The sequence below is a fragment of the Streptomyces sp. NPDC046308 genome (genome assembly GCF_055588065.1).
Window position 1 is genome coordinate 679,828 of sequence record NZ_JBVJFB010000003.1, and the last position, 19,505, is coordinate 699,332.

The following is a 19,505-nucleotide window of genomic DNA, read 5'->3' on the forward strand; positions in this document are numbered from 1 at the left end:
GCGTGTCCAGGAGCCGATCCGGCGCCCTCCCCGCCTAGTTTGGTGGGGTGGAGCAATACAGGACGCGACCGGCCCCTCACCCCCAGCGACCCCCGGCCCAGCGCCGACGGCCGCCGACGGGCGTGCCCGCCCAGGGCGGCGACCGCCGGCCCGCCGCGGTGCGGATGCCCCGGCCCCGGCTGACCGGGCTCGGGGGCGGACTGTTCGCGTGCGCGGCCATGGTGCTCGTCGCCGGGATCTGCTGGCTGGTCTTCGGCTCCTCGCTGTTCGTCTACGGGCTGCTCTTCGTGCCCGTCGCGGCCGCCGCCGCGCTCTGGGTCCGGCCCGCCGACCTGATCACCGCGCCGATCAGCGCCCCCATCGCCTTCGCCGCCGGGGTGTGGCCCATCTCGGGCGGCTCCGGCGGCTTCGGCGGGCAGCTGATGGGCCTGGTGTCCGCCCTGTCGCTGCACGCCGGCTGGCTGTACGCGGGCACGCTGGTCGCCGCGCTGATCGTCGTCGTGCGCAAGGCCGTACTGATCGGGAAGAGGCGGCTCCCCCGCCGGACCGCCTCCACCTCCTAACCTCCTAACCCGACCAGTCCCCGCTAGCGGCCCTTCGCCGCCATCGCCGCGCCCACGATCCCCGCGTTGTTCTGCAGCTTCGCCGGCACGATCTCGGCCCGGACGTCCTCGATCAGCGGCAGGAACTTCTCCGGCTTGCGGCTGACGCCGCCGCCGATGATGAAGAGGTCGGGGGAGAAGAGCATCTCCACGTGCTCCAGGTACTTCTGCACCCGGTGCGCCCAGCGCTCCCAGGTCAGCTCGTGGTCCTCCTTGGCCTTCACCGACGCCCGCGTCTCCGCGTCGTGGCCCTTCAGCTCCAGGTGGCCGAGCTCCGTGTTCGGCACCAGCCGGCCGTCCCGGAACAGGGCGCTCCCGATGCCGGTGCCCAGCGTGAGCACGATGACCGTGCCGTCGCGCCCCTTCCCGGCCCCGTACGCCATCTCCGCGATCCCCGCCGCGTCCGCGTCGTTGAGGACCGTGACCGGCCTGCCGTCCAGACGCTGCGAGAGGAGGTCCGCCGCCTCGACGCCGACCCACCCCTTGTCCATGTTGGCCGCGGTGCGGATGAGGCCGCCCGTGACCACCCCGGGGAAGGTGACCCCCACCGGGCCGCCCCAGTCGAAGTGGCGCACCACCTCGACGACGCAGCCGGCCACCCCGTCGGGGGTGGCCGGCTGCGGTGTCAGTACTTTGTGGCGCTCTTGCGCCAGGTCGCCACGGTCCAGGTCCACGGGAGCGCCCTTGATCCCGGATCCGCCGATGTCCACGCCGAAGATCTGCATGGACATACCGTACGAAAGGAGTTACTTGTCGGCGACCAGTTCGGCAGCCTCGGCCCGCAGATCGCGGCGCAGTTCCTTGGGCAGCGAGAAGACGATCGACTCCTCGGCGGTCTTGACGATCTCCACGTCCGCGTAACCGCGCGCCGCCAGCCACTCCAGGACCTCCTCGACCAGGACCTCCGGCACCGAGGCGCCCGAGGTGAGGCCGACGGTGGTGACGCCCTCCAGCCAGGCCTCGTCGATCTCGCTCGCGAAGTCGACGAGGTACGCGGCGCCCGCGCCCGCGTCGAGCGCGACCTCGACCAGCCGGATGGAGTTCGAGGAGTTCTTCGAGCCGACCACGATGACCAGGTCGGAGTCGGCGCCCATGACCTTGACTGCGGCCTGCCGGTTCGAGGTGGCGTAGCAGATGTCGTCGCTGGGCGGCGAGACGAGCAGCGGGAACTTCGTCTTCAGCGCGTCGACCGTCTCCATCGTCTCGTCGACCGAGAGGGTGGTCTGCGACAGCCAGACGACCTTCGACTCGTCCCGCACCTCGACGTTGGCCACGTCGTCCGGGCCGTCGACGATCGTGATGTGGTCCGGGGCCTCGCCGGAGGTGCCGATGACCTCCTCGTGGCCCTCGTGGCCGATGAGGAGGATGTCGAAGTCCTCGTTCGCGTACCGGATGGCTTCCTTGTGCACCTTGGTGACCAGCGGGCAGGTGGCGTCGATCGTCGCGAGCTTGCCGCGCGCCGCCTCCTCGTGCACCACCGGGGCCACGCCGTGCGCGGAGAACATCACGATGGAGCCCTCGGGCACCTCCTCCGTCCGCTCGACGAAGATGGCGCCCTTCTTCTCCAGCGTCTGGACGACGTACTTGTTGTGCACGATCTCGTGGCGGACGTAGACCGGCGCGCCGTACTGCTCGAGAGCCTTCTCGACAGCGATCACGGCTCGGTCGACGCCCGCGCAGTAGCCGCGCGGGGCGGCGAGCAGGACACGGCGGGAAGCGGCAGCAGTCATGCCCTCCATCGTACGGGGGTCCCCAGCAGGCCGTTCGTCCCCCGTCCGCCCCACACTTGATCGCAAGCGTGTTCACGGCGTCCCCCCGGAGGGCCGATGGTGTCGGGTACGGATCCCAGTACGGCGCCGCCGGTCCCGGAGCGGGCCCCCGGCGGACCCCTGCGGCGCAGCCTCGGCTTCCGGGACCTGGTCGTCTACGGGCTGCTCTTCATCGCCCCCATGGCCCCCGTCGGGGTCTTCGGCACCCTGGACGCCAAGTCGCACGGCGCCGTCGCCCTCGTCTACCTCGCCGCGACCGTCGCGATGGCCTTCACGGCGTTCTCGTACGCGCAGATGGTGCGGGTGGCCCCGCAGGCCGGCTCGGTCTTCACCTACGCCCGCAAGGGCCTGGGCGAGGGGCCGGGGCTGATCGCCGGATGGATGGCGATGCTCGACTACCTGCTGATCCCGGCGGTCGCGTACCTCTTCTCGGGGATCGCGATGAATGCGCTGGTGCCGGAGGTCTCCCGGTGGGTGTGGACGGCCCTGGCCGTCGTCATCACCACCCTGCTCAACCTGTGGGGCGTACGGGCGGCCGCGCGCGTGGGCTTCGCCGTGCTGGCCCTGGAGATCGCGGTGCTGCTGGTGTTCGTGGTGGCCGCGGTGACGGTGCTGGCCCGGGGCGGGGCGCAGCGCGGCTGGCTCTCGCCGCTGACCGGGGACGGTTCCCTGGGGTTCTCCCTGACGGCGGTCCTGGGCGCGGTGTCGGTGGCGGTCCTGTCCTACCTCGGCTTCGACGCGGTCGCCTCCTTCGCCGAGGAGGTGACGGGGGGCTCGGAGCGCGTGGCGCGGGCGGTGCTCTTCTGCCTGGCGCTGGCGGGGCTGCTGTTCGTCGCGCAGAGCTATTTGGCGGCCCTGCTCATGCCCGTCTCCGCGGCGGAGCTCGCGGCCGATCCGGGACAGCAGGGCCCGGCCTTCTACGACGCGGTGGAGTCCTCGGTCGGCACCTGGCTGCACGACCTCGTGGCGGCCAGCAAGGCGATCGGAGCGGCCTTCGCGGCGCTGGCGGGGCAGGCGGCGGCCGGGCGGCTGGTGTTCGCGATGGCCCGGGAGCGGCGACTGCCGCGGGCTCTCGCGCGGACCTCGGACGGCACCCCGCGGCCGGCCCTGCTGGTGGCGGCCGCCGTCACGCTGGTCGCCGCCGTGTGGGCGGCCCGGCGCGACGACGGGCTGGACCACCTGGTGTCCGTCGTGGACGTCGGGGCGCTGGTGGCGTTCACCCTGCTGCACGCGTCGGTGGTGGGGTGGTTCGTGGTGAAGCGGCGGGAGGGCCCGCCGGTGTGGTGGAAGCACCTGGTGATGCCGGTGCTCGGCGCGGCGGTGACCGTCGCGGTGATCGTGGAGGCCTCCAGGACGGCGCAGGTGGTGGGCGCGGCGTGGCTGACGGCAGGCCTGTGCCTCCTCCTCACCCAACGCGGCCGCCGACGCGGACCGGGTGCGCCGGGTGCGGGTGCCGGGGCGGGTGCGGGTGTGCCGGGTGCGGGTGCCGGGGCGGGTGCGGGTGTGCCGGGTGCGGGTGCCGGGGCGGGTGCGGGTGTGCCGGGTGCGGGTGTGCCGGATGCGGGTGCCGGTGCGGGAGCGCCGGATGCGGGTGCCGGTGCCGGTGCCGGAGCGTCGGGTGCGAGTGCTGGTGCGGGAGCGCCGGATACGGGTGCCGAACGGGACGGGGGTGGGCCGGGCGGACCCGGTTCACCCGACGCCTCGCGCACGCCCGAGGCCTAGCCCGGCTCGCGCGGAGCTCGCCGGGCGCGCCCCCGCCGGCCGGTGCCGTGCATCGCGGGCCTGGGGGGCACCCGGCCCGCACCCGCCGCGCCCGAGCCCAAGGCCCGACCGGATCGCGCCGGGCGAACCCGCGCCGGCGGGTGCCGTGCGTCGCGGGCTCTGGAGGCACCCAGCCCGCACCCAAGGCCAGGCCGCACGCATCTCGCAGGGCGCGCCCCCGCCGCCCGGTGCCGTGCATCGCGGACCTGCGGGCCCCCGGCCCGCACCCGCCGCGCCCGAGCCCAAGGCCCCACCGGATCGCGCCGAGCGAACCCGCGCCGGCCGGTGCCGGCGGCGTGGCCCCGGGGCCCGGCCCGGGCTCGGCCGACTCGGCGCGCCGTGCCTCGTGCGTACCCGGTGACTCAAGCGCACCCGGTGTCCCAAGGGCGCCCGGCGGAGCGCGGGATTGCGCGGGGCCGGGGTCCGACACCCGCCCCGGGCCTGAGACGCTGTCAGCGGCGCCCGTTAGCCTGCGTGCATGGGTCTGAATACGTCGGCCGAGGCGCCGCTGCCGGTAGGCCAGGTGTCGCGGCTCATCGGGGGCTGGATCGAGCGGCTCGGTCAGGTGTGGGTGGAGGGGCAGATCACGCAGCTCTCACGGCGGCCGGGAGCGGGGGTCGTCTTCCTGACGCTGCGCGACCCCTCGCACGACATCTCGGTCAGCGTGACCTGCTTCCGCCAGGTCTTCGACGAGGTCGCGGACGTGGTCTCGGAGGGTGCGCGGGTCGTTCTGCTGGCCAAGCCCGAGTGGTACGCCCCGCGCGGGCAGCTGTCCCTGCGGGCCACGGAGATACGGCCCGTCGGCATCGGGGAGCTCCTCGCCCGGCTGGAGCGGCTCAAGCGGTCGCTGGCCTCCGAGGGGCTCTTCGCGCTGGAGCGCAAGAAGCCGCTGCCCTTCCTGCCGCAGCTGATCGGGCTGGTGGTCGGCCGGGCCTCGGCCGCCGAGCGCGACGTACTGGAGAACGCCCGCCGCCGGTGGCCCGCGGTCCGCTTCGAGGTGCGGAACGTGGCCGTCCAGGGCGTGCACGCGGTGCCGCAGGTGGTCCAGGCGGTCAAGGAGCTCGACGACCTGGACGAGGTCGACGTGATCATCGTGGCGCGCGGCGGCGGCAGCGTCGAGGACCTGCTGCCCTTCTCCGACGAGGAGCTCGTCCGCGCCGTCGCGGCGGCCCGCACGCCCGTCGTCTCGGCGATCGGCCACGAGCCGGACTCCCCACTGCTGGACCTGGTCGCGGACGTACGGGCCTCCACGCCCACGGACGCCGCGAAGAAGGTGGTCCCGGACGTGGGCGAGGAACTGGAGCGCGTACGCCAGCTGCAGGCCCGGGGGCTGCGTGCGGTGACCGGGCTGCTCGACAGGGAGGAGCGGGGGCTCGCCCACGCCCTCGCCCGGCCGGTCTTCGTCCACCCGCAGCGGATGGTGGAGATCCGGGAGGACGAGCTGGACGCGCTGCTGGCGCGCAGCCGGCGCACGCTCGGGCACCTGCTGGACCGGGCCGACTCGGAGCTCGCCCACACCCTCGCCCGGGTGGTGGCGCTGTCCCCGGCCGCGACCCTGGAGCGCGGGTACGCCGTACTGCAGCGGGCCGACGGCCATGTGGTGCGCTCCCCGCAGGAGCTCGCGGCGGACGAGGTGCTGCGGGCGCGGGTGGCGGAGGGCACCTTCTCCGTACGGGTCGCCCCACCCGAGTAGCGGGCGGCGGGCAGCGGGCAGCGGGCACCCGGAAAGACGACACACGGCCGCAACGAACTGGTTGCACTACACACATAGGGTGGAAAAGGGAATGGCAGAGGCCGAGACGGCGCTGGGATACGAGCAGGCCCGCGACGAGCTCATTGAGGTCGTCCGCAAGCTGGAGGCGGGCGGGACCTCGCTGGAGGACTCGCTGGCGCTCTGGGAGCGCGGCGAGGAGCTGGCGAAGGTCTGCCGGCACTGGCTGGAGGGCGCCCGGGCCCGGCTGGACTCGGCGCTGGCGGCGCGCGAGCCGGCCGAGGAGGAGTGATCCCGGTCACCCTCAGGGTCATTTAGTTGAAAATTCATCTACTTCGGCCGTAGAGTCGGGGACATCGCTTCACCTCCGTATGGAAGAAGGCTTTCCGATGTCTCTCGTTCTTGACTCCGCCGCGCAGGACCTGCTGTTCCGCGAGGCCCGCACGGCCAACTCGTTCTCGGACGAGCCGGTCACCGAGGAGCAGGTCCAGGCGATCTACGACCTGGTGAAGTTCGGCCCCACCGCGTTCAACCAGACGCCGCTGCGCATCACGCTGGTCCGCTCCCCCGAGGCCCGCGAGCGCCTCGTGAAGCACATGGCCGAGGGCAACGCGGCGAAGACCGCCGCCGCGCCGCTGGTCGCGATCCTCTCCGCGGACAACGAGTTCCACGAGGAGCTCCCGCAGCTGCTGCCGCACTTCCCGCAGGCCAAGGACCTCTTCTTCGCCGAGCGCCCGGTCCGCGAGCAGTCCGCGCTGCTGAACGCCGCCCTGCAGGCCGCGTACTTCATCGTCGGCGTGCGCGCCGCCGGTCTGGCCGCGGGTCCGATGACCGGCGCGGACTTCGGTGGCATCCAGAAGGAGTTCCTGGACGCCGACCACACCCCGCTGATGGTCGTCAACATCGGCAAGCCGGGCGAGGACGCCGGGTTCCCGCGCTCCCCGCGCCTGTCGTTCGACGAGGTCATCACCACGGTCTGAACCCGACCGCAGCCGCACCACGCCAAAGGGCCGTGCCCCCGAAATCCCGGGGGCACGGCCCTTTGCCCGCTCCACCCGCGCATGGCTCCGCCCCAGCCCCCGCGCCTCAAACGCCGGCGAGGCTGAACTTGCGCAAGATACGGCCAAGGCCGTGCTGCGGCGCGGCTGGCCAGTGCGGCTCAAAGATCGGGGCTCCGCCCCGGACCCCGCGCCTCAATCGCCGGCGAGGCTGAATGGGTGCGGCTAGGGCTGAATTTGTGTGGCGGAGGCTGGATGGTGCGGCGAAGCCGAAGGGTGCAGGGGTGCGGGTAGCAGCCGGGGCGGTTGGGGTGGGGGTGGGTGTGTGTCGGGGTGATCCCCGCAGGGCGTCGAACGCACTGCCGCCGAGCTGTCCGACCCCTCGTCACGTTCGGCGCCCGAGGAGACGCCCCGGCGCGCGCCCGCCCCCACCCCAACCGACCCCCACCCGAAGCCCGACCCCGCCCAAAGCCCCGCCCGAGCGGCGCAGCCACCCCGCACCGGTCCAGCCCCGTCGGCGCTTGAGCCCCCGATCTTTGACCCCGGCCATCCATAGCGGGACCAGGCCACGGTCCACGGTCCGCGATCCGCTACGTTCGCCCGAACACAGGGCCCAGCACCAGCTCCGCCGCCCCCTCCGCCACCCCCACCTCCGCGAGCGCGACGAAGACTCCCGCCCCCCACCCTCGGAGGGCCATCGCCGACCGCACCCTCTCCAGGAAGATCCCCGGCGTCGCCTCCACCACACGCCCGCCGAGCAGCACCCGGTCCACATCCAGCAGCGCGACCAGATTGGCCGCAGCCTCGCCGAGGATCCGGGCCGCCTCGGGAAGATCGCCTCGGGCCACCGCCTCCAGGCACAGCGCCTCCACACAGCCGCGCGCCCCGCACCGGCACGGCGGGCCGTCCAGCAGGAGCACCTGGTGCCCAAATTCCCCCGCCGCCGAGCGTTCACCGCGGTAGACCTCGCCTCCCAGCCACAACCCTGCGCCGAGCCCGGTGCCGAAGTGCAGGTACACGCAGGTGCGGGGCCCTTGGTCGGCGAACGGATACGCGTACGCATACCCATCCGGCGCGGCGTCCGCGCCGAGCCCGCCACCCCCGGCCCCCGCGCCACGCCCGGCACCGGCACCCGCACCCGGCCAGGCGGCCCTGAGCCACGCCCCGGCAGCCGCGGCCGCGCCGGCGTTCGTGTCCTTGTCCAGCAGCACCGGCAGGCCCAGGCGCCGCTCCAGCACCCCCCGCAGCGGAAACCCCTTCCAGCTCGGGAACCCCGTCACCCGCCCCATCGTCCCGGCCCGGTGGTCGAGCGGCCCCGGTGCGGCCACCCCGACGCCCAGGAGCGGCAGGCCGGCCGGGTCTCCGACCCGCGCGACCGCCCGTACGACGGCCTCCACCACCGCCTCCGGGCCGGCCCCGAAGTCCAGCGGGCCACCGCTCTCGGCCACGACGCGGCCCGCCAGGTCCACCCGTACCGCCCGGAGCTCGTCGCGGTCCAGGTGCACTCCGGCGGCGTGATGGACGTCCGGCACCAGCCGGAGCAGGGTGCGCGGTTTGCCGCCGGTGGACGCGGCTCGCCCGGCCTCGGCCACCAGCCCGTCCGCGCCGAGCCGGGCCGTGATCTTGCTGACGGCCTGCGGGGTCAGTCCCGTACGGGCCGCGAGCTCGGCGCGGCCCAGGCCTGCCGGGCCCGCGCCGCGCAGCAGATCCAGCATCAGCGCCTCGTTGTACCCGCGCAGCGCCGGCAGGTTCACCCCGCCGCGCCCGTCACCGCTCGCCCTGTTCACGAGCCCATTGTCCACCTTCCTTGCACTTCTACAACACTGTTGCCAAAGTGGTTCCATGAGCAACCCCGCCTCCCCTTCCTCCCCCACCTCCCCCACCTCCCCCGCCTCCCCCGCACCCCTCCGCGTCGGCCTCATCGGCTACGGACTCGCCGGCTCCGTCTTCCACGCCCCCCTCGTGGCCGCCACGGACGGACTCGCCCTCGACACCGTCGTCACCTCCGACCCGGGCCGCCAGGCCCAGGCCCGCGCGGAGTTCCCCGACGTCCACATCGCCGCCGGCGCCGACGAGTTGTGGGACCGGGACCTCGACCTCGTCGTGGTCGCCTCCCCCAACCGGACGCACGTCCCGCTCGCCACCACCGCCCTCGAAGCCGGGATCCCGGTGGTCGTGGACAAGCCGCTCGCCGCCACCGCCGCCGAGGCCCGCGCGCTGGCCGCCCTCGCGGACCGCAGCGGGACCTTCCTCTCCGTCTTCCAGAACCGCCGCTGGGACAACGACTTCCTCACGCTCCAGCGCCTCCTCGCGGAGGGCGAGCTCGGCGACGTCCAGCGCTTCGAGTCCCGTTTCGAGCGCTGGCGCCCGCAGCTGAAGGGCGGCTGGCGCGAGTCGGGCGCCCCGGAGGAGATCGGCGGCCTGCTGTACGACCTGGGCAGCCACGTCGTGGACCAGGCGCTCGTGCTCTTCGGTCCGGCCGTACGGGTCTACGCGGAGACCGACGCGCGCCGCCCGGGCGCCGAGACCGACGACGACACCTTCATCGCCGTCACGCACGCGAACGGGGTCCGCTCCCACTTCTACGTCAGCGCCACCACCGCCCAGCTGGGACCGCGGTTCCGGGTGCTGGGTTCGCGGGCCGGCTACGTGAAGTACGGACTCGACCCGCAGGAAGGCGCCCTGCGCGAGGGGCTGCGGCCGGACGGCGAGACGCCCTGGGGCGAGGAGCCTCCGCACCTGTGGGGGCGGGTGGGTTCCGGGGAGTCCCCGCTGACCGGCGGCGGGACCCCGCTGCCGACCGAGCCGGGCGACTACCCGGCGTACTACGCGGCGGTGGCGGCCGCGCTGCGCACGGGCGGGCCGGCCCCGGTCACGGCGCACGAGGCCGCGCACTGTCTCGACGTACTGGAGGCAGCGCGCAAGTCGTCCCTCGAGGGTGTGGTGGTGGAGATTCCCGCCGCACCGTCCGGTTCGGAGTGAAGGACCCCGCGCCAGCGAAAGGGGGGCGGGACCGCCGATGGCAGTCCCGCCCCCCGTTTCGGGTGCTTCTAGGCGTTCTTGAACTCCTGGCGCTGACGGCCCAGGCCCTCGATCGCCACCTCCACGACGTCACCGGCCCGCAGGTACGGCTTCGGCTCCGGCTGGCCCATGGCCACGCCGCCCGGCGTACCCGTGACGATGACGTCGCCGGGGTAGAGGGTCATGAACTGGCTCAGGTACCGGACGACCTCGCCGACAGGGAAGATCTGGTCCGAGGTGTTGCCGTCCTGCTTCAGCTCGCCGTTGACCCACAGCTTCACGTCCAGGACCTGCGGGTCCGGGACCTCGTCGGCCGTGACCAGCCAGGGGCCGAGCGGGGTGAAGGTCTCGCAGTTCTTGCCCTTGTCCCAGGTGCCCCCGCGCTCGATCTGGAACTCGCGCTCCGAGACGTCGTTGACCAGCACGTAGCCGCCGACGTGGGCGAGGCCCTCCTCGGCGGAGGACAGGTAGCGGGCGGTGCTGCCGATGACGACGCCGAGTTCGGCCTCCCAGTCGGTCTTCACGCTGCCGCGCGGGATCAGCACGGTGTCGTCGGGGCCGACCACGGTGTCCGGGGCCTTGAGGAACAGGATCGGCTCGGCCGGCGGCTCCGCGCCGATCTCGGCCGCGTGGCCGAAGTAGTTGAGGCCGATGCCCACGACCTTGCCGATGCGGCCGACGGGCGCACCGATCCGGAGCCCTTCGGCGCCCAGCACCGGAAGCTCACCGGACCCGGCCGCGTCCCGCACCCGGGACAACACGGAGTCGTCGGCCAGCAGGCCGCCGTCCACATCCGTGATCAGGCCGGAGAGGTCGCGCAGGGTCCCGTCCTGGTCGAGCAGCGCGGGGCGTTCCGACCCGACGGGTCCGACACGCAGCAGCTTCATGGGCATTCTCCCGTGGTCGTGGGTGGTCGGCCCACGGGCTGCCGCAGGCCGGCCGATGGGTTGCGGCCATCGGAGGATTGGTTGATCCTCCAAGAAGTCCACCCAATCCGCAAGACCCTGTTCACGGACTGGAACGCACCCCTCCACCGGCCGCCGCCCCCGCTCCACCTGCTCCACCTGCTCCGCCTCTCCACCGACGCCGCCTACGCCGCCTACGCCATCTGCTCCACCTGTGCCGCCTGGCCGGCCTGCTCCGCGCGCTCGGCCCGCTCCTTGCGGTGCTGCAGCCAGACGCGCTCCGCGACCGACCACGCGGTGGTGGTCAGCAGGTACAGCCCGGCGGCCAGCGGCACCACGGCGGCCGTGATCAGCGTCCCGAACGAGAGCAGGGGCAGTACGCCGCCCAGCTTGCGCATGACCTCCTGCTGCTCGGCGGTCACCTCGGCCACGACCCCGGCCCTGGCCCCCGCCTTGGCGCCCGCGTTGGCGCGCGCCTTGGCGCCCGACTTCGCCCCCGGCTTGGCGCCCGCGTTGGCCTTCGCCGCCCCCGGCTTGGCCTTGCCGCGGCCGGCCGGTGTCGCGGTGGAGGCAGCGGCAGCGGCCACGGCCGCCGCCTTGCGGCCCCGTACCGCGCTCCAGGCGGCGACCACCGCGATCGCCGCGAACAGCCCGAGGAACACCAGACCCTGCGCCCCGAACGGGCCGCCCTCCCCCAGCGCCTCGGTCCACCGCGAGCCCAGCGGCGCGGCGAACAGCCGGTGTCCGAGGAGCTCGTTGGCCTCGCCGCCGACCTTCGAGGAGGAGAACGCCTGGTACATCACGAAGAACACGGGCAGCTGGAGCAGCAGCGGCAGGCACCCCGCCGCCGGGGTCGCCCCGCGGAAGGCGGCCCGGCTCAGCGGGTGCAGGGCGAGCCGTACGAGCACGGTGAACAGCACGATCGCGGCAGCGGTCGCGGACTGGGCCAGTACCGGCTCCAGAAGCCGGCCCAGCTCAGCAACAAGGTGGGTGAAAACGGACACGTGGGCCCTCCGAAGGGTCTCGTCGAACGTCGAAAGAGGTGCATTTCGGCGTGACGACCCGCGAGGGGCGACAACAGTGATCAGTCAGCAGAAGGCGAGAACAAGCACGACAACAGGATGTACTGCGCGCCCCTACGCGGCCGTCGGAAGGGCACGGCCGGGTGCCCGGGGCCGGGACCGGCCCGAGGCGTCGGGATCGCGCTGCGGCAGGAACGCCGTGCGCTGCTCGCGATCACGTATCGCGGTGCGTATGCGGTGCGGCGGCACGGGCCGCACGAGCCGCGTGGCGGCGGCCAGGGCCTCGGTGCCCACGGCGACGGTGGCCGCGAGGGCCACCACGACGGCGCCCAGCCCGCTCTCGCCGGCGAACAGCCCGATGACTCCCCCGAGCAGCACGAGCGGGAGCAGCACGGCGAGGGCTCGCGAGGCCCGGGCGAACACGTTGGCCATACGGACCTCCCCCTCTCCACTCAACCGACTCCGGCACGCGCGTTCACGTACGCGTTCGATGGTAACCGGCCCCACTGACAACGGAACGGGTCAGGGACGACCTTGGGGGTCAGGCCGGCTTGAGGGTCCCCCAGACCACCAGCCGGTACTTGGAGCTGTACTCGGGCGTGCAGGTGGTGAGGGTGATGTACGAGCCGGGCTCTGCGTACCCCTGGTCCGGCTTGACCACGCTCCGCGGCACGGGCGCGATCACCCCGGTGTCCCGCTCGGTCGTCTCGCCCAGCGTCTTCCCGACCACGTACGTGAACCTGCGCCCCCGTACTTCGACGATCAGCTCGTCGCCCGCCCGCAGCCGGTTGACGTACCGGAAGGGCTCACCGTGGGTGTTGCGGTGGCCGGCCAGCGCGAAGTTCCCCCGCTCCCCGGGCCCGGCGGTCCCGGGGTACTGCCCGACGTATCCCTTGTCGAGGACGGTCCGCTTGTCGATCCCCTGCGCGATGGGGACGACGAGCCCCAGGCGCGGGATGCGCAGGACGGCGTACGCCCGGTCCCGCGGCGGCGCGGCGGCGGACCGGGGCGGCCCGGCGGGGCCGGGTACGGGGACAGGACCCGCCACAGGTCCGGGAACGCTCGCGGCGGACTCCGGAAGATCAGGTGCGCGGGGTGCGTCAGGTGCCTCAGAGGCATCGGACGGGTCAGACGGGTCGGATGCGGGATGCTGCCCCCAGTCCCGCTCCAGTGCCTGGACCCGATCCTGCGCGGCGGCCGCGGCCTGCCGGTTGGTCCACCACACCTGGTACACCACCAGCAACAACACCACCACGCCCACGGTGACGGTCAGCTCGGCGGCCGCCCACAGCACCCCCACGAGACCGGCCCGGCGCGCCCGCCGGCCGCTCCCCTGAACCACCACAGGTATGTGATCCCGCACGGGCGGCACCTTAAGTCCTCCCCCGTCAACTGACCAGCGGCAGTACGGTGTGAACCATGCGCCCCGACACGCCTGCCGAGCACATCGCCGAAGCCGAGCGCCTCATCCGCACGGCGACCCGCTACCCCGAGGACCAGGAGCCCTTGCTCCTCCAGGCCGCGGCCCACCTCGAACTGGCCGACGCACGCGACCGGGCGAGCGCCCTCTACGACCAACTCCTGTCCTCCTCGCCTTCCGACCCCCACCTGATCAAGGCCCTGCAGGCGGCGAACCTCTGGGAGTACGGCCACGAGCCGGAGGCCCGCGCCCTCATCCAGGGCATCCGCGCCGCCTCGCCCAAGGACCCGGCGCCGTGGGAGGTCATCGCCGAAGCCCTGGAGGCCCACGACGAGTTGGAGGCCTCGCACGAGTGCTTCACCGAAGCGGCGACCCTCCTCATCACGGAGGACGACCCCCTCACCCGGGGCACCACCGCCCTCCTGACCGGCCGCCACCGGGTACGCCGCCTCCTCGGGCGCCCGCACGACGACTGGGACATGGTCGCCGACACCCGTCACATCGGCCCGATCCCCCTGGACGAGCTCCACGACCCGAAGCGCATCTGGGCGCTCGGCTCCGACGACCCCGCCGAACTGCGCGCCGAGATCGCCCGCCTGCGCGCCGAACTGGGCGACCGCCGCGCGGCCCTCTCCCGCCCGTTCCCGGTGGCGATCCTCCACTGGCCCGCACGCGAACTGGCCGAGCTCCTCACCTCGTACCCCACCCTCGCCACGGAGTACGCCTCGCACGAGGCCCACCTGAGGGAGATCGAGACCTCGCTGCGCGCCCTGGCCGCCTCGGGCACCACGAACCTCGGCATCGTCACCGCGAGCGTCCCCTCCTACGAGGCCTTCGCGGCCTCGGAGAAAACCTCCCCGGCCTCCCCGTCCCTGCTGGCCGAATACGCCACCACCCTCGCCGCCCGCGGCAAAGCCACCCCCTGGCCCCCCACCCCCACCAACCCCTGCTGGTGCACCTCGGGCAAGCCGTACGCGGAATGTCACGGCGAGGGGCGATAGGCGGGGCGTGAGCCGGGCCTATCGACGGCTTCGCCCGACCCAGGAGCCTCTTCCGGCCGTACCCGGCCGCTTCGTCGGCCCGATTCGAGCGTGGGGCGGGCGCACCCTGCGGTACCCGCCCCACCCGCTCGCCTCAGCCAGTGGTCCGCCGCCTCCGCACGATCTCCTGAACCCTGGCAGCGGCCTCTTCGGCGCTCTCGTGCTCCCATACCCGAACCGCGAGCCAACCGGCCTCGGCCAACTTGGCGTCTGTGTCGACGTCCCGGCCGCGATTACCCTCGATCTTGGACCGCCAGAACTCCGCATTGCGTTTCGGCCACGTCGCGTGCTCCGGGCAACCGTGCCAGAAGCACCCGTCGACAAAGACCGCGACGCGGGCCGGGCCGAAGACGATGTCGGCCTCCCGACGTACACCCTTCACAGGGCGCCGATGTACGCGGTATCGCAGACCCGCAGCATGGAGAGCGCGCCGCAGCGCGACCTCCACCTGGGTGTCCCGGCTCTTCTGCAGGCTCATCCGGGCACGGATGGCGGGCGTCGTCTCCAAGGGCTTCACGCCATCATTCTTGCGCCGCCCTCTGACAGAACGGTCTGTGCTTCGGCGAGGTCGAAGCCATGGTTGGTGGGCTAGCGGTCGGCTGTGGTGTGGGCGGCTGCGGCCATCGTGGTGGCGGCTGTGAAGACCGCGGGCCAGGGGCCGATCTTCTTGGCCAGGGGGTGGGAGGCCGCGAAGGCGGCGATGTAGGCCGCGCCGAGGAGGGCCGTCGTCGTCGGGGCCGTGCGGCGGTGCCATTCGCGGGCGGCGATGGTGCCGGCGGCTGCGAGGACCACGCCGCCGAGGGGGCGCCTGCCGGTCCAGCGGGCGGTGGCGTAGCCGCCGACGAGGCCGGCTGCGGCCACGAGTGAGGTGGGGATCTGCGCCATGGTGGGGGCCTCCGGCCGTTCGGACGTCATCGGTCGAGGCTAACGCGCCCGCCGGGTGAAGCGGCGCGCGGCCGCCACCCCCAGCACCACGACGGCTCCGCCGAGGACACCGGGCGGGAGGGAGTCCTGAATGGCGCGGGGCAGCACCGCCATCACCCCCAGGATGACGAAGAACGCCACGGCGCAGCCCCCGAGAGCGACCAGGAGTCGGGTGATGAGGGTGTTCGTCTGCACGCTGGGCTCCGGGGTGTCGTGCGAGTCGTACGGTTCCTGAGGGTCTTCCGCGGGATCTGCCGGCCGCGCTGGTCCTGCGGTCCTGCGGCGGCGCTGTTCCTGCGGGTCCCGCGGGTTCCGCCGGACCCGCCAGAGGCGCTGTTCCTGCGGGTCCTGCGGGCCGCGCTGGTCCTGCGGATCCCGCCGGCGGCGCCGTTCCCGCGGGTCCCGCCGGCCGCGCTGGCCCCGCGGGTCCCGCCGGCCGCGCTGGCCCCGCGGGTCCCGCCGGCCGCGCTGGCCCCGCGGGTCCCGCCGGCCGCGCTGGTCCTGCGGGTCCCGCGGGGCGTGCGGGTCCTGCGAGGCGTGTGGTGCGTTCGGCTTTGTGCTCCACCCGTTCAACGGCCGCCCGTGCGGCGCCGATACGGGCCGGCCCCGGCACCGTACGGAAGTCGGATTTGTCGCACACCCTCCGGATCCGTGCACCTGCCCTCCCGGGAACCTTCCCGGCGTAGATTCACTCTCTGAGAGGGGCGATACGACCGAAGCCGCCCAAGCCGGCCCAAGGAGCTGCAAACGTGATCTGTTATGGACCGGCCGTCCTGGACCTGTCGGACGAACTCGCCGACGCCTACGGCGAGGTCTTCTCCGCTCCCCCGTGGAACGAAGACGAAGAAACCATTCGCCAGTTCGCTGCCCGGCTCCAGGCCGACAGCCGCCGCACGGGATTCCGTACCGCCTTCGCCCAGTCGGCCGTCGGCATCGACGGATTCGCCACCGCCTGGCTGACCCCCAGGGCCTTCCCCACCGACCGGGCCTACGCCCAGGTCACCGCACAGCTCGGCCGACCGCGCGTACGGGAACTCCTCATCGGCGCCCTGGAGATCGACGAGCTCGCCGTACGCCCGCACGCGCGCGGCCACGGCACCGGCCGCGCCCTCCTCGCCGAGATCACCGCCGACGCCCCGGACGCCCGCGCCTGGCTGCTCACCGCGCGCATGGCCACCGACACCGTCGCCACCTACCGCCGGCTCGGCTGGCACGAGGTCACTCCGCTGCCCGGAACGGAGAACGGCGTCGTCGTCTTCCTCGCCCCGAACCACCCCTCGGCCTGAGCATCGCCCGCACCCCACCGGGCATATCCCGGGCATGATCACACGTATCGCCGTCGCCCAGCGCCAGCTCAACATGGCCACCCGCCACCAGCTCAGGCAGGCCGGGATCCCGGCCGCCACCATCAGCGGCCGCAGCCGCCGCGCAGGGCCCTGGCAGCGGCTCCTGCCCCGCGTGTACCTCCTGCAGACCGGCCCGCCGAACGCCCGGCAGCAGGCGCTGTCCGCCGTCCTGTACGCGGCCGATCCCGCCGCCGACCCGCTGTCCGGGGCGACCGCCGCCCTCACCGGGGGCGCCGCGCTCGCGCTCCTCGGCATCCGCGGCGCCCCGCCCGAGCCGCTCGACGTCCTCGTACGCTCCCCGCGCACGGTGACGGCCGCCGGCCGCGTCCGGCCCGCCCCGACCGCCCGCTGGCCCGCGACCATCCACGTCCACGGCGTCCCCAGCGCGCGCCCGGTCCGGGCCGCCGCCGACTTCGCGGCCCGCACGGACGACCCGGACCTGGTGCGCTCCGTCCTCGCGAACGTCGTCCAGGGCGGCTGGTGCCACCCACACGACCTGCACGCCGAATTGCGCGCCGGCCGCGTCCGGAACCGCCCCGCCGTCCGCGCCGCCGCCGCGGAACTGCTCGCCGGGGTCCGCTCGATCGCCGAGGGCCGCGCCCGCGACACCCTGTCGGCAACGGACCTGCCCGCACCGCTGTGGAACGCCCGCCTCTACGCGCCCGACGGCGCCTTCCTCGCCACACCGGACGCGTACTGGCCCGAGGAGGGCGTGGCGCTGGAGGTCGACTCCGCGGAGTACCACTACACGCGCGACGCCTGGCAGGCCACGCTGCACCGCCGGCTGCGCCTGGAGTCCCACGGCGTCCTGGTCGCCAGTACCACCCCGGCGATCCTCCGGGAGCGGCCGGCGGTCGTGATCGGCGCCCTGCGCGCCCTCCTCGCCCTGGGCGCGGCCCGCCCCGCGCCGCCGGGCGTCACCGCCCGTGGACACGCCCAGCTGGAGCTGCCGCTCGCGTAGCGTCCGCTCCCGCGAGGTCCGCTCCCGTGGCTACGCCCCGAAGGCCCGGGACACCGAGTAGATCAGCAGGCCCGCCAGGGCGCCGACCACCGTGCCGTTGATCCGGATGAACTGCAGGTCGCGGCCGATGTGGGCCTCGATCTTGCGGGAGGTGTGCTCGGCGTCCCAGCCCGCCACCGTGTCCGTGATCAGCGAGGTGATCTCGGTCCGGTAGGTGGTGACGACATAGACGACCGCACCCTCGATCCAGCCCTCCAGCTTCGCCTGCAGCCGGCCGTCGGTGGCCAGCCGCGCGCCCAGGGAGATCAGCGAGGCGCGGACCCGCAGGCGCAGCTCGCTCTGCTCGTCCTCCGCCGCCGAGATGATCATCGAGCGGATCGCCGACCAGGCCGAGGCGATGACGTCCTGGACCTCGTCGCGCGCCAGGATCTCGGACTTGAGGCGCTCCACCCTCGCGCGCGTCTCCGTGTCGGACTGGAGGTCGGCCGCGAAGTCCCGCAGGAAGCGGTCCACCGCCCCGCGTGCAGGGTGCTCGGGCATGTCGCGCATCTCCGTGACGAAACGGAGCAGCTCCTTGTAGACGCGCTCGCCCACCTTGCGGTCCACGAACCGCGGGGTCCAGCCCGGGGCGCCGCCCTGCACCGCGTCCGTGATCGAGTCCCCGTGGGTGACCAGCCAGTCGTGGGCCTTGGCGCAGATCAGGTCGACGGCGCGGTGGTGGCCGCCGTCCGCGACGACCCGCCCCAGTGTCTTGCCGATGCCCGGCGCGATCTCCGCGCTCTCCGCGCGCCGGGTGATCGCCTCGCCGACGACGGCCTGCACGTCGGAGTCGCGCAGTACGGTCAGCGCCCCGCGCAGGGCGGCCGCCAGCTCGGCCGTGACCCGGTCCGCGTGGGCGGGCTCGGCCAGCCAGGCCCCGAGGCGGCCGCCGATGCCGAGGGCGTGGAGGCGGGCGCGGACCACGTCGGAGGAGAGGAAGTTCTCGCCGACGAAGTCGCCGAGGGTGACGCCGAGCTGGTCCTTCTTCGTCGGGATGATCGCTGTGTGCGGGATGGGCAGGCCGAGCGGCCGCTTGAAGAGGGCGGTGACGGCGAACCAGTCCGCGAGCGCGCCGACCATGCCGGCCTCGGCCGCGGCGGCCACGTAGCCGGCCCAGCCGCCGGCGCCCCACGCGTGCTGGGCGTACTTGGCGAGTACGTAGACCAGCGCGACCAGGATCAGCAGACCGGTCGCGATGGTCTTCATCCGCCGGACACCGTGCCGGCGCTCCTCGTCCGCGGCGTTGAACACGAACGCTCCGCGGGCGGGGGGTGCCACGGGTGGCGGCGTCGGGGCGGTGCCTCCGGCCGTGCTGCGGTTCTCCACGTGCTCCTGCCTTCCCCCGGGGGCGCCGGTTTTGTCTGCATAGCATCCGACTCCTGGGAGCCCCGAGGAGTTCCCGCCACACCCTTTCGCTCCCGCGGGGGCTGCGGTACGGGCGACCCGCGCGGCCTGCCGCTCCGCGACGGGACGCACGAGCCCCTCCGTCTCGCTGCCGCGCGAGCTGCGGTACGGGAGCTCGGCGGGCCGTAGGCGCGGGCCGACCGATCTCTTGCCCGCCCGGTACGGGGCTAACGCGCCCGGCCCTCGCCACGTCCCGCTGCCGCGAGCCGGAACCCTGGCCAGCGGTCGAAGCCCAGGGCCACGGTCCCGGTCCGCACCGGTGCCGCGACGGGACTGTGCCCCGTCGCGGGCACAGCCGGGAGCAGCCGCAGCCCCGGCGCGGCGGCACGCCCCGCCGGACTGACCCGTTCCGAGTCGCGGCCCCAAACGGCAGCTGCGGCCGGCCCGCAACACCAGCCGCCGTCGGCCGGAGCCACGTCGGCGACGGGGCCGCGCCCCCGACCCCACGCACCGTCGACAACGACCGCAAGCCCCGAGCCACCGACCAGCCGGTACCCGGCCCCTGCGGCCAGGCCCCGCGGGCCGGTCCCGGTCCGGTTCGCTGCCGCGACCCCCTCAGGCCTGGGAAGGTGTCAACCCTCG

Annotated in this window: 19 protein-coding genes and 1 pseudogene; 9 read left to right on the top strand and 11 right to left on the bottom strand. The window is 73.8% G+C overall.

The features are described 5' to 3' along the window. Positions 1-122: 122 nt before the first annotated feature. Positions 123-563: a DUF6542 domain-containing protein gene (locus tag ACZ6JT_RS16900; protein WP_469210535.1), complete on the top strand. Its 441-nt coding sequence runs from the start codon at positions 123-125 to the stop codon at positions 561-563. 23 nt (positions 564-586) lie between these two features. Here the strand turns inward: ACZ6JT_RS16900 and ppgK are convergent, their stop codons facing one another. Both ppgK and ACZ6JT_RS16910 read right to left on the bottom strand, forming a co-directional pair. Next, positions 587-1,327 carry a polyphosphate--glucose phosphotransferase gene (ppgK, locus tag ACZ6JT_RS16905; protein ID WP_469210537.1) on the bottom strand — a complete coding sequence of 247 codons (741 nt, stop codon included), beginning with the start codon at positions 1,325-1,327 and terminating at the stop codon, positions 587-589. A 21-nt stretch (positions 1,328-1,348) separates the two neighbouring features. Next, entirely contained in the window at positions 1,349-2,341 is a 993-nt protein-coding gene (locus ACZ6JT_RS16910; protein ID WP_327416100.1) for a 4-hydroxy-3-methylbut-2-enyl diphosphate reductase, read from the bottom strand. An 87-nt stretch (positions 2,342-2,428) separates the two neighbouring features. Here ACZ6JT_RS16910 and ACZ6JT_RS16915 point away from each other — a divergent pair. The 4 genes and pseudogenes from ACZ6JT_RS16915 to ACZ6JT_RS16930 all read left to right on the top strand — a co-directional run. Beyond that, positions 2,429-3,796: pseudogene (locus ACZ6JT_RS16915) on the top strand (APC family permease); the annotation flags it as partial. Positions 3,797-4,610: 814 nt separating this feature from the next. Further along, a complete protein-coding gene (xseA, locus tag ACZ6JT_RS16920) occupies positions 4,611-5,825 on the top strand; it encodes an exodeoxyribonuclease VII large subunit (RefSeq protein WP_469210539.1) in 1,215 nt (404 codons plus the stop codon). 91 nt (positions 5,826-5,916) lie between these two features. After that, entirely contained in the window at positions 5,917-6,135 is a 219-nt protein-coding gene (locus tag ACZ6JT_RS16925; RefSeq protein ID WP_319723379.1) for an exodeoxyribonuclease VII small subunit, read from the top strand. Positions 6,136-6,232: 97 nt separating this feature from the next. After that, positions 6,233-6,823: a malonic semialdehyde reductase gene (locus tag ACZ6JT_RS16930; RefSeq protein ID WP_469210541.1), complete on the top strand. Its 591-nt coding sequence runs from the start codon at positions 6,233-6,235 to the stop codon at positions 6,821-6,823. A 608-nt stretch (positions 6,824-7,431) separates the two neighbouring features. Here ACZ6JT_RS16930 and ACZ6JT_RS16935 read toward each other — a convergent pair. Beyond that, on the bottom strand, positions 7,432-8,628 hold the full coding sequence (locus ACZ6JT_RS16935; protein ID WP_469210543.1) for an ROK family protein: 1,197 nt from the start codon (positions 8,626-8,628) through the stop codon (positions 7,432-7,434). Between the two features lie 55 nt (positions 8,629-8,683). On the opposite strand from ACZ6JT_RS16935, the gene ACZ6JT_RS16940 reads away from it, so the two are divergent. Then, positions 8,684-9,823 carry a Gfo/Idh/MocA family oxidoreductase gene (locus ACZ6JT_RS16940; protein ID WP_469210545.1) on the top strand — a complete coding sequence of 380 codons (1,140 nt, stop codon included), beginning with the start codon at positions 8,684-8,686 and terminating at the stop codon, positions 9,821-9,823. Between the two features lie 68 nt (positions 9,824-9,891). On the opposite strand, the gene ACZ6JT_RS16945 is transcribed toward ACZ6JT_RS16940, so the two are convergent. From ACZ6JT_RS16945 to ACZ6JT_RS16960, 4 genes are all read right to left on the bottom strand, one after another. Then, positions 9,892-10,749 carry a fumarylacetoacetate hydrolase family protein gene (locus ACZ6JT_RS16945; protein WP_469210547.1) on the bottom strand — a complete coding sequence of 286 codons (858 nt, stop codon included), beginning with the start codon at positions 10,747-10,749 and terminating at the stop codon, positions 9,892-9,894. Between the two features lie 212 nt (positions 10,750-10,961). Continuing rightward, positions 10,962-11,771: a YidC/Oxa1 family membrane protein insertase gene (locus ACZ6JT_RS16950; protein WP_469210549.1), complete on the bottom strand. Its 810-nt coding sequence runs from the start codon at positions 11,769-11,771 to the stop codon at positions 10,962-10,964. A 132-nt stretch (positions 11,772-11,903) separates the two neighbouring features. After that, positions 11,904-12,221 (bottom strand): DUF6412 domain-containing protein, encoded by a 318-nt coding sequence (locus tag ACZ6JT_RS16955; RefSeq protein ID WP_469210551.1) that lies wholly within the window; start codon positions 12,219-12,221, stop codon positions 11,904-11,906. Positions 12,222-12,330: 109 nt separating this feature from the next. Next, positions 12,331-13,152: a class E sortase gene (locus ACZ6JT_RS16960; RefSeq protein ID WP_469210553.1), complete on the bottom strand. Its 822-nt coding sequence runs from the start codon at positions 13,150-13,152 to the stop codon at positions 12,331-12,333. A 56-nt stretch (positions 13,153-13,208) separates the two neighbouring features. On the opposite strand from ACZ6JT_RS16960, the gene ACZ6JT_RS16965 reads away from it, so the two are divergent. Further along, on the top strand, positions 13,209-14,210 hold the full coding sequence (locus tag ACZ6JT_RS16965) for an SEC-C metal-binding domain-containing protein (RefSeq protein WP_469210554.1): 1,002 nt from the start codon (positions 13,209-13,211) through the stop codon (positions 14,208-14,210). A gap of 133 nt (positions 14,211-14,343) precedes the next feature. On the opposite strand, the gene ACZ6JT_RS16970 is transcribed toward ACZ6JT_RS16965, so the two are convergent. The 3 genes from ACZ6JT_RS16970 to ACZ6JT_RS16980 form a co-directional block, all read right to left on the bottom strand. Further along, positions 14,344-14,766: a very short patch repair endonuclease gene (locus tag ACZ6JT_RS16970; RefSeq protein ID WP_469210556.1), complete on the bottom strand. Its 423-nt coding sequence runs from the start codon at positions 14,764-14,766 to the stop codon at positions 14,344-14,346. Positions 14,767-14,837: 71 nt separating this feature from the next. After that, positions 14,838-15,164: a hypothetical protein gene (locus ACZ6JT_RS16975; protein ID WP_469210558.1), complete on the bottom strand. Its 327-nt coding sequence runs from the start codon at positions 15,162-15,164 to the stop codon at positions 14,838-14,840. 9 nt (positions 15,165-15,173) lie between these two features. Then, complete coding sequence (locus ACZ6JT_RS16980; RefSeq protein ID WP_469210560.1) at positions 15,174-15,368, bottom strand: hypothetical protein; 195 nt, start codon at positions 15,366-15,368, stop codon at positions 15,174-15,176. Positions 15,369-15,922: 554 nt separating this feature from the next. On the opposite strand from ACZ6JT_RS16980, the gene ACZ6JT_RS16985 reads away from it, so the two are divergent. Beyond that, entirely contained in the window at positions 15,923-16,459 is a 537-nt protein-coding gene (locus ACZ6JT_RS16985) for a GNAT family N-acetyltransferase (RefSeq protein WP_469210562.1), read from the top strand. A gap of 34 nt (positions 16,460-16,493) precedes the next feature. Continuing rightward, on the top strand, positions 16,494-17,480 hold the full coding sequence (locus ACZ6JT_RS16990) for a hypothetical protein (RefSeq protein ID WP_469210564.1): 987 nt from the start codon (positions 16,494-16,496) through the stop codon (positions 17,478-17,480). A gap of 30 nt (positions 17,481-17,510) precedes the next feature. On the opposite strand, the gene ACZ6JT_RS16995 is transcribed toward ACZ6JT_RS16990, so the two are convergent. Then, entirely contained in the window at positions 17,511-18,797 is a 1,287-nt protein-coding gene (locus ACZ6JT_RS16995; protein WP_469210732.1) for a DUF445 domain-containing protein, read from the bottom strand. Positions 18,798-19,505 lie beyond the last annotated feature (708 nt).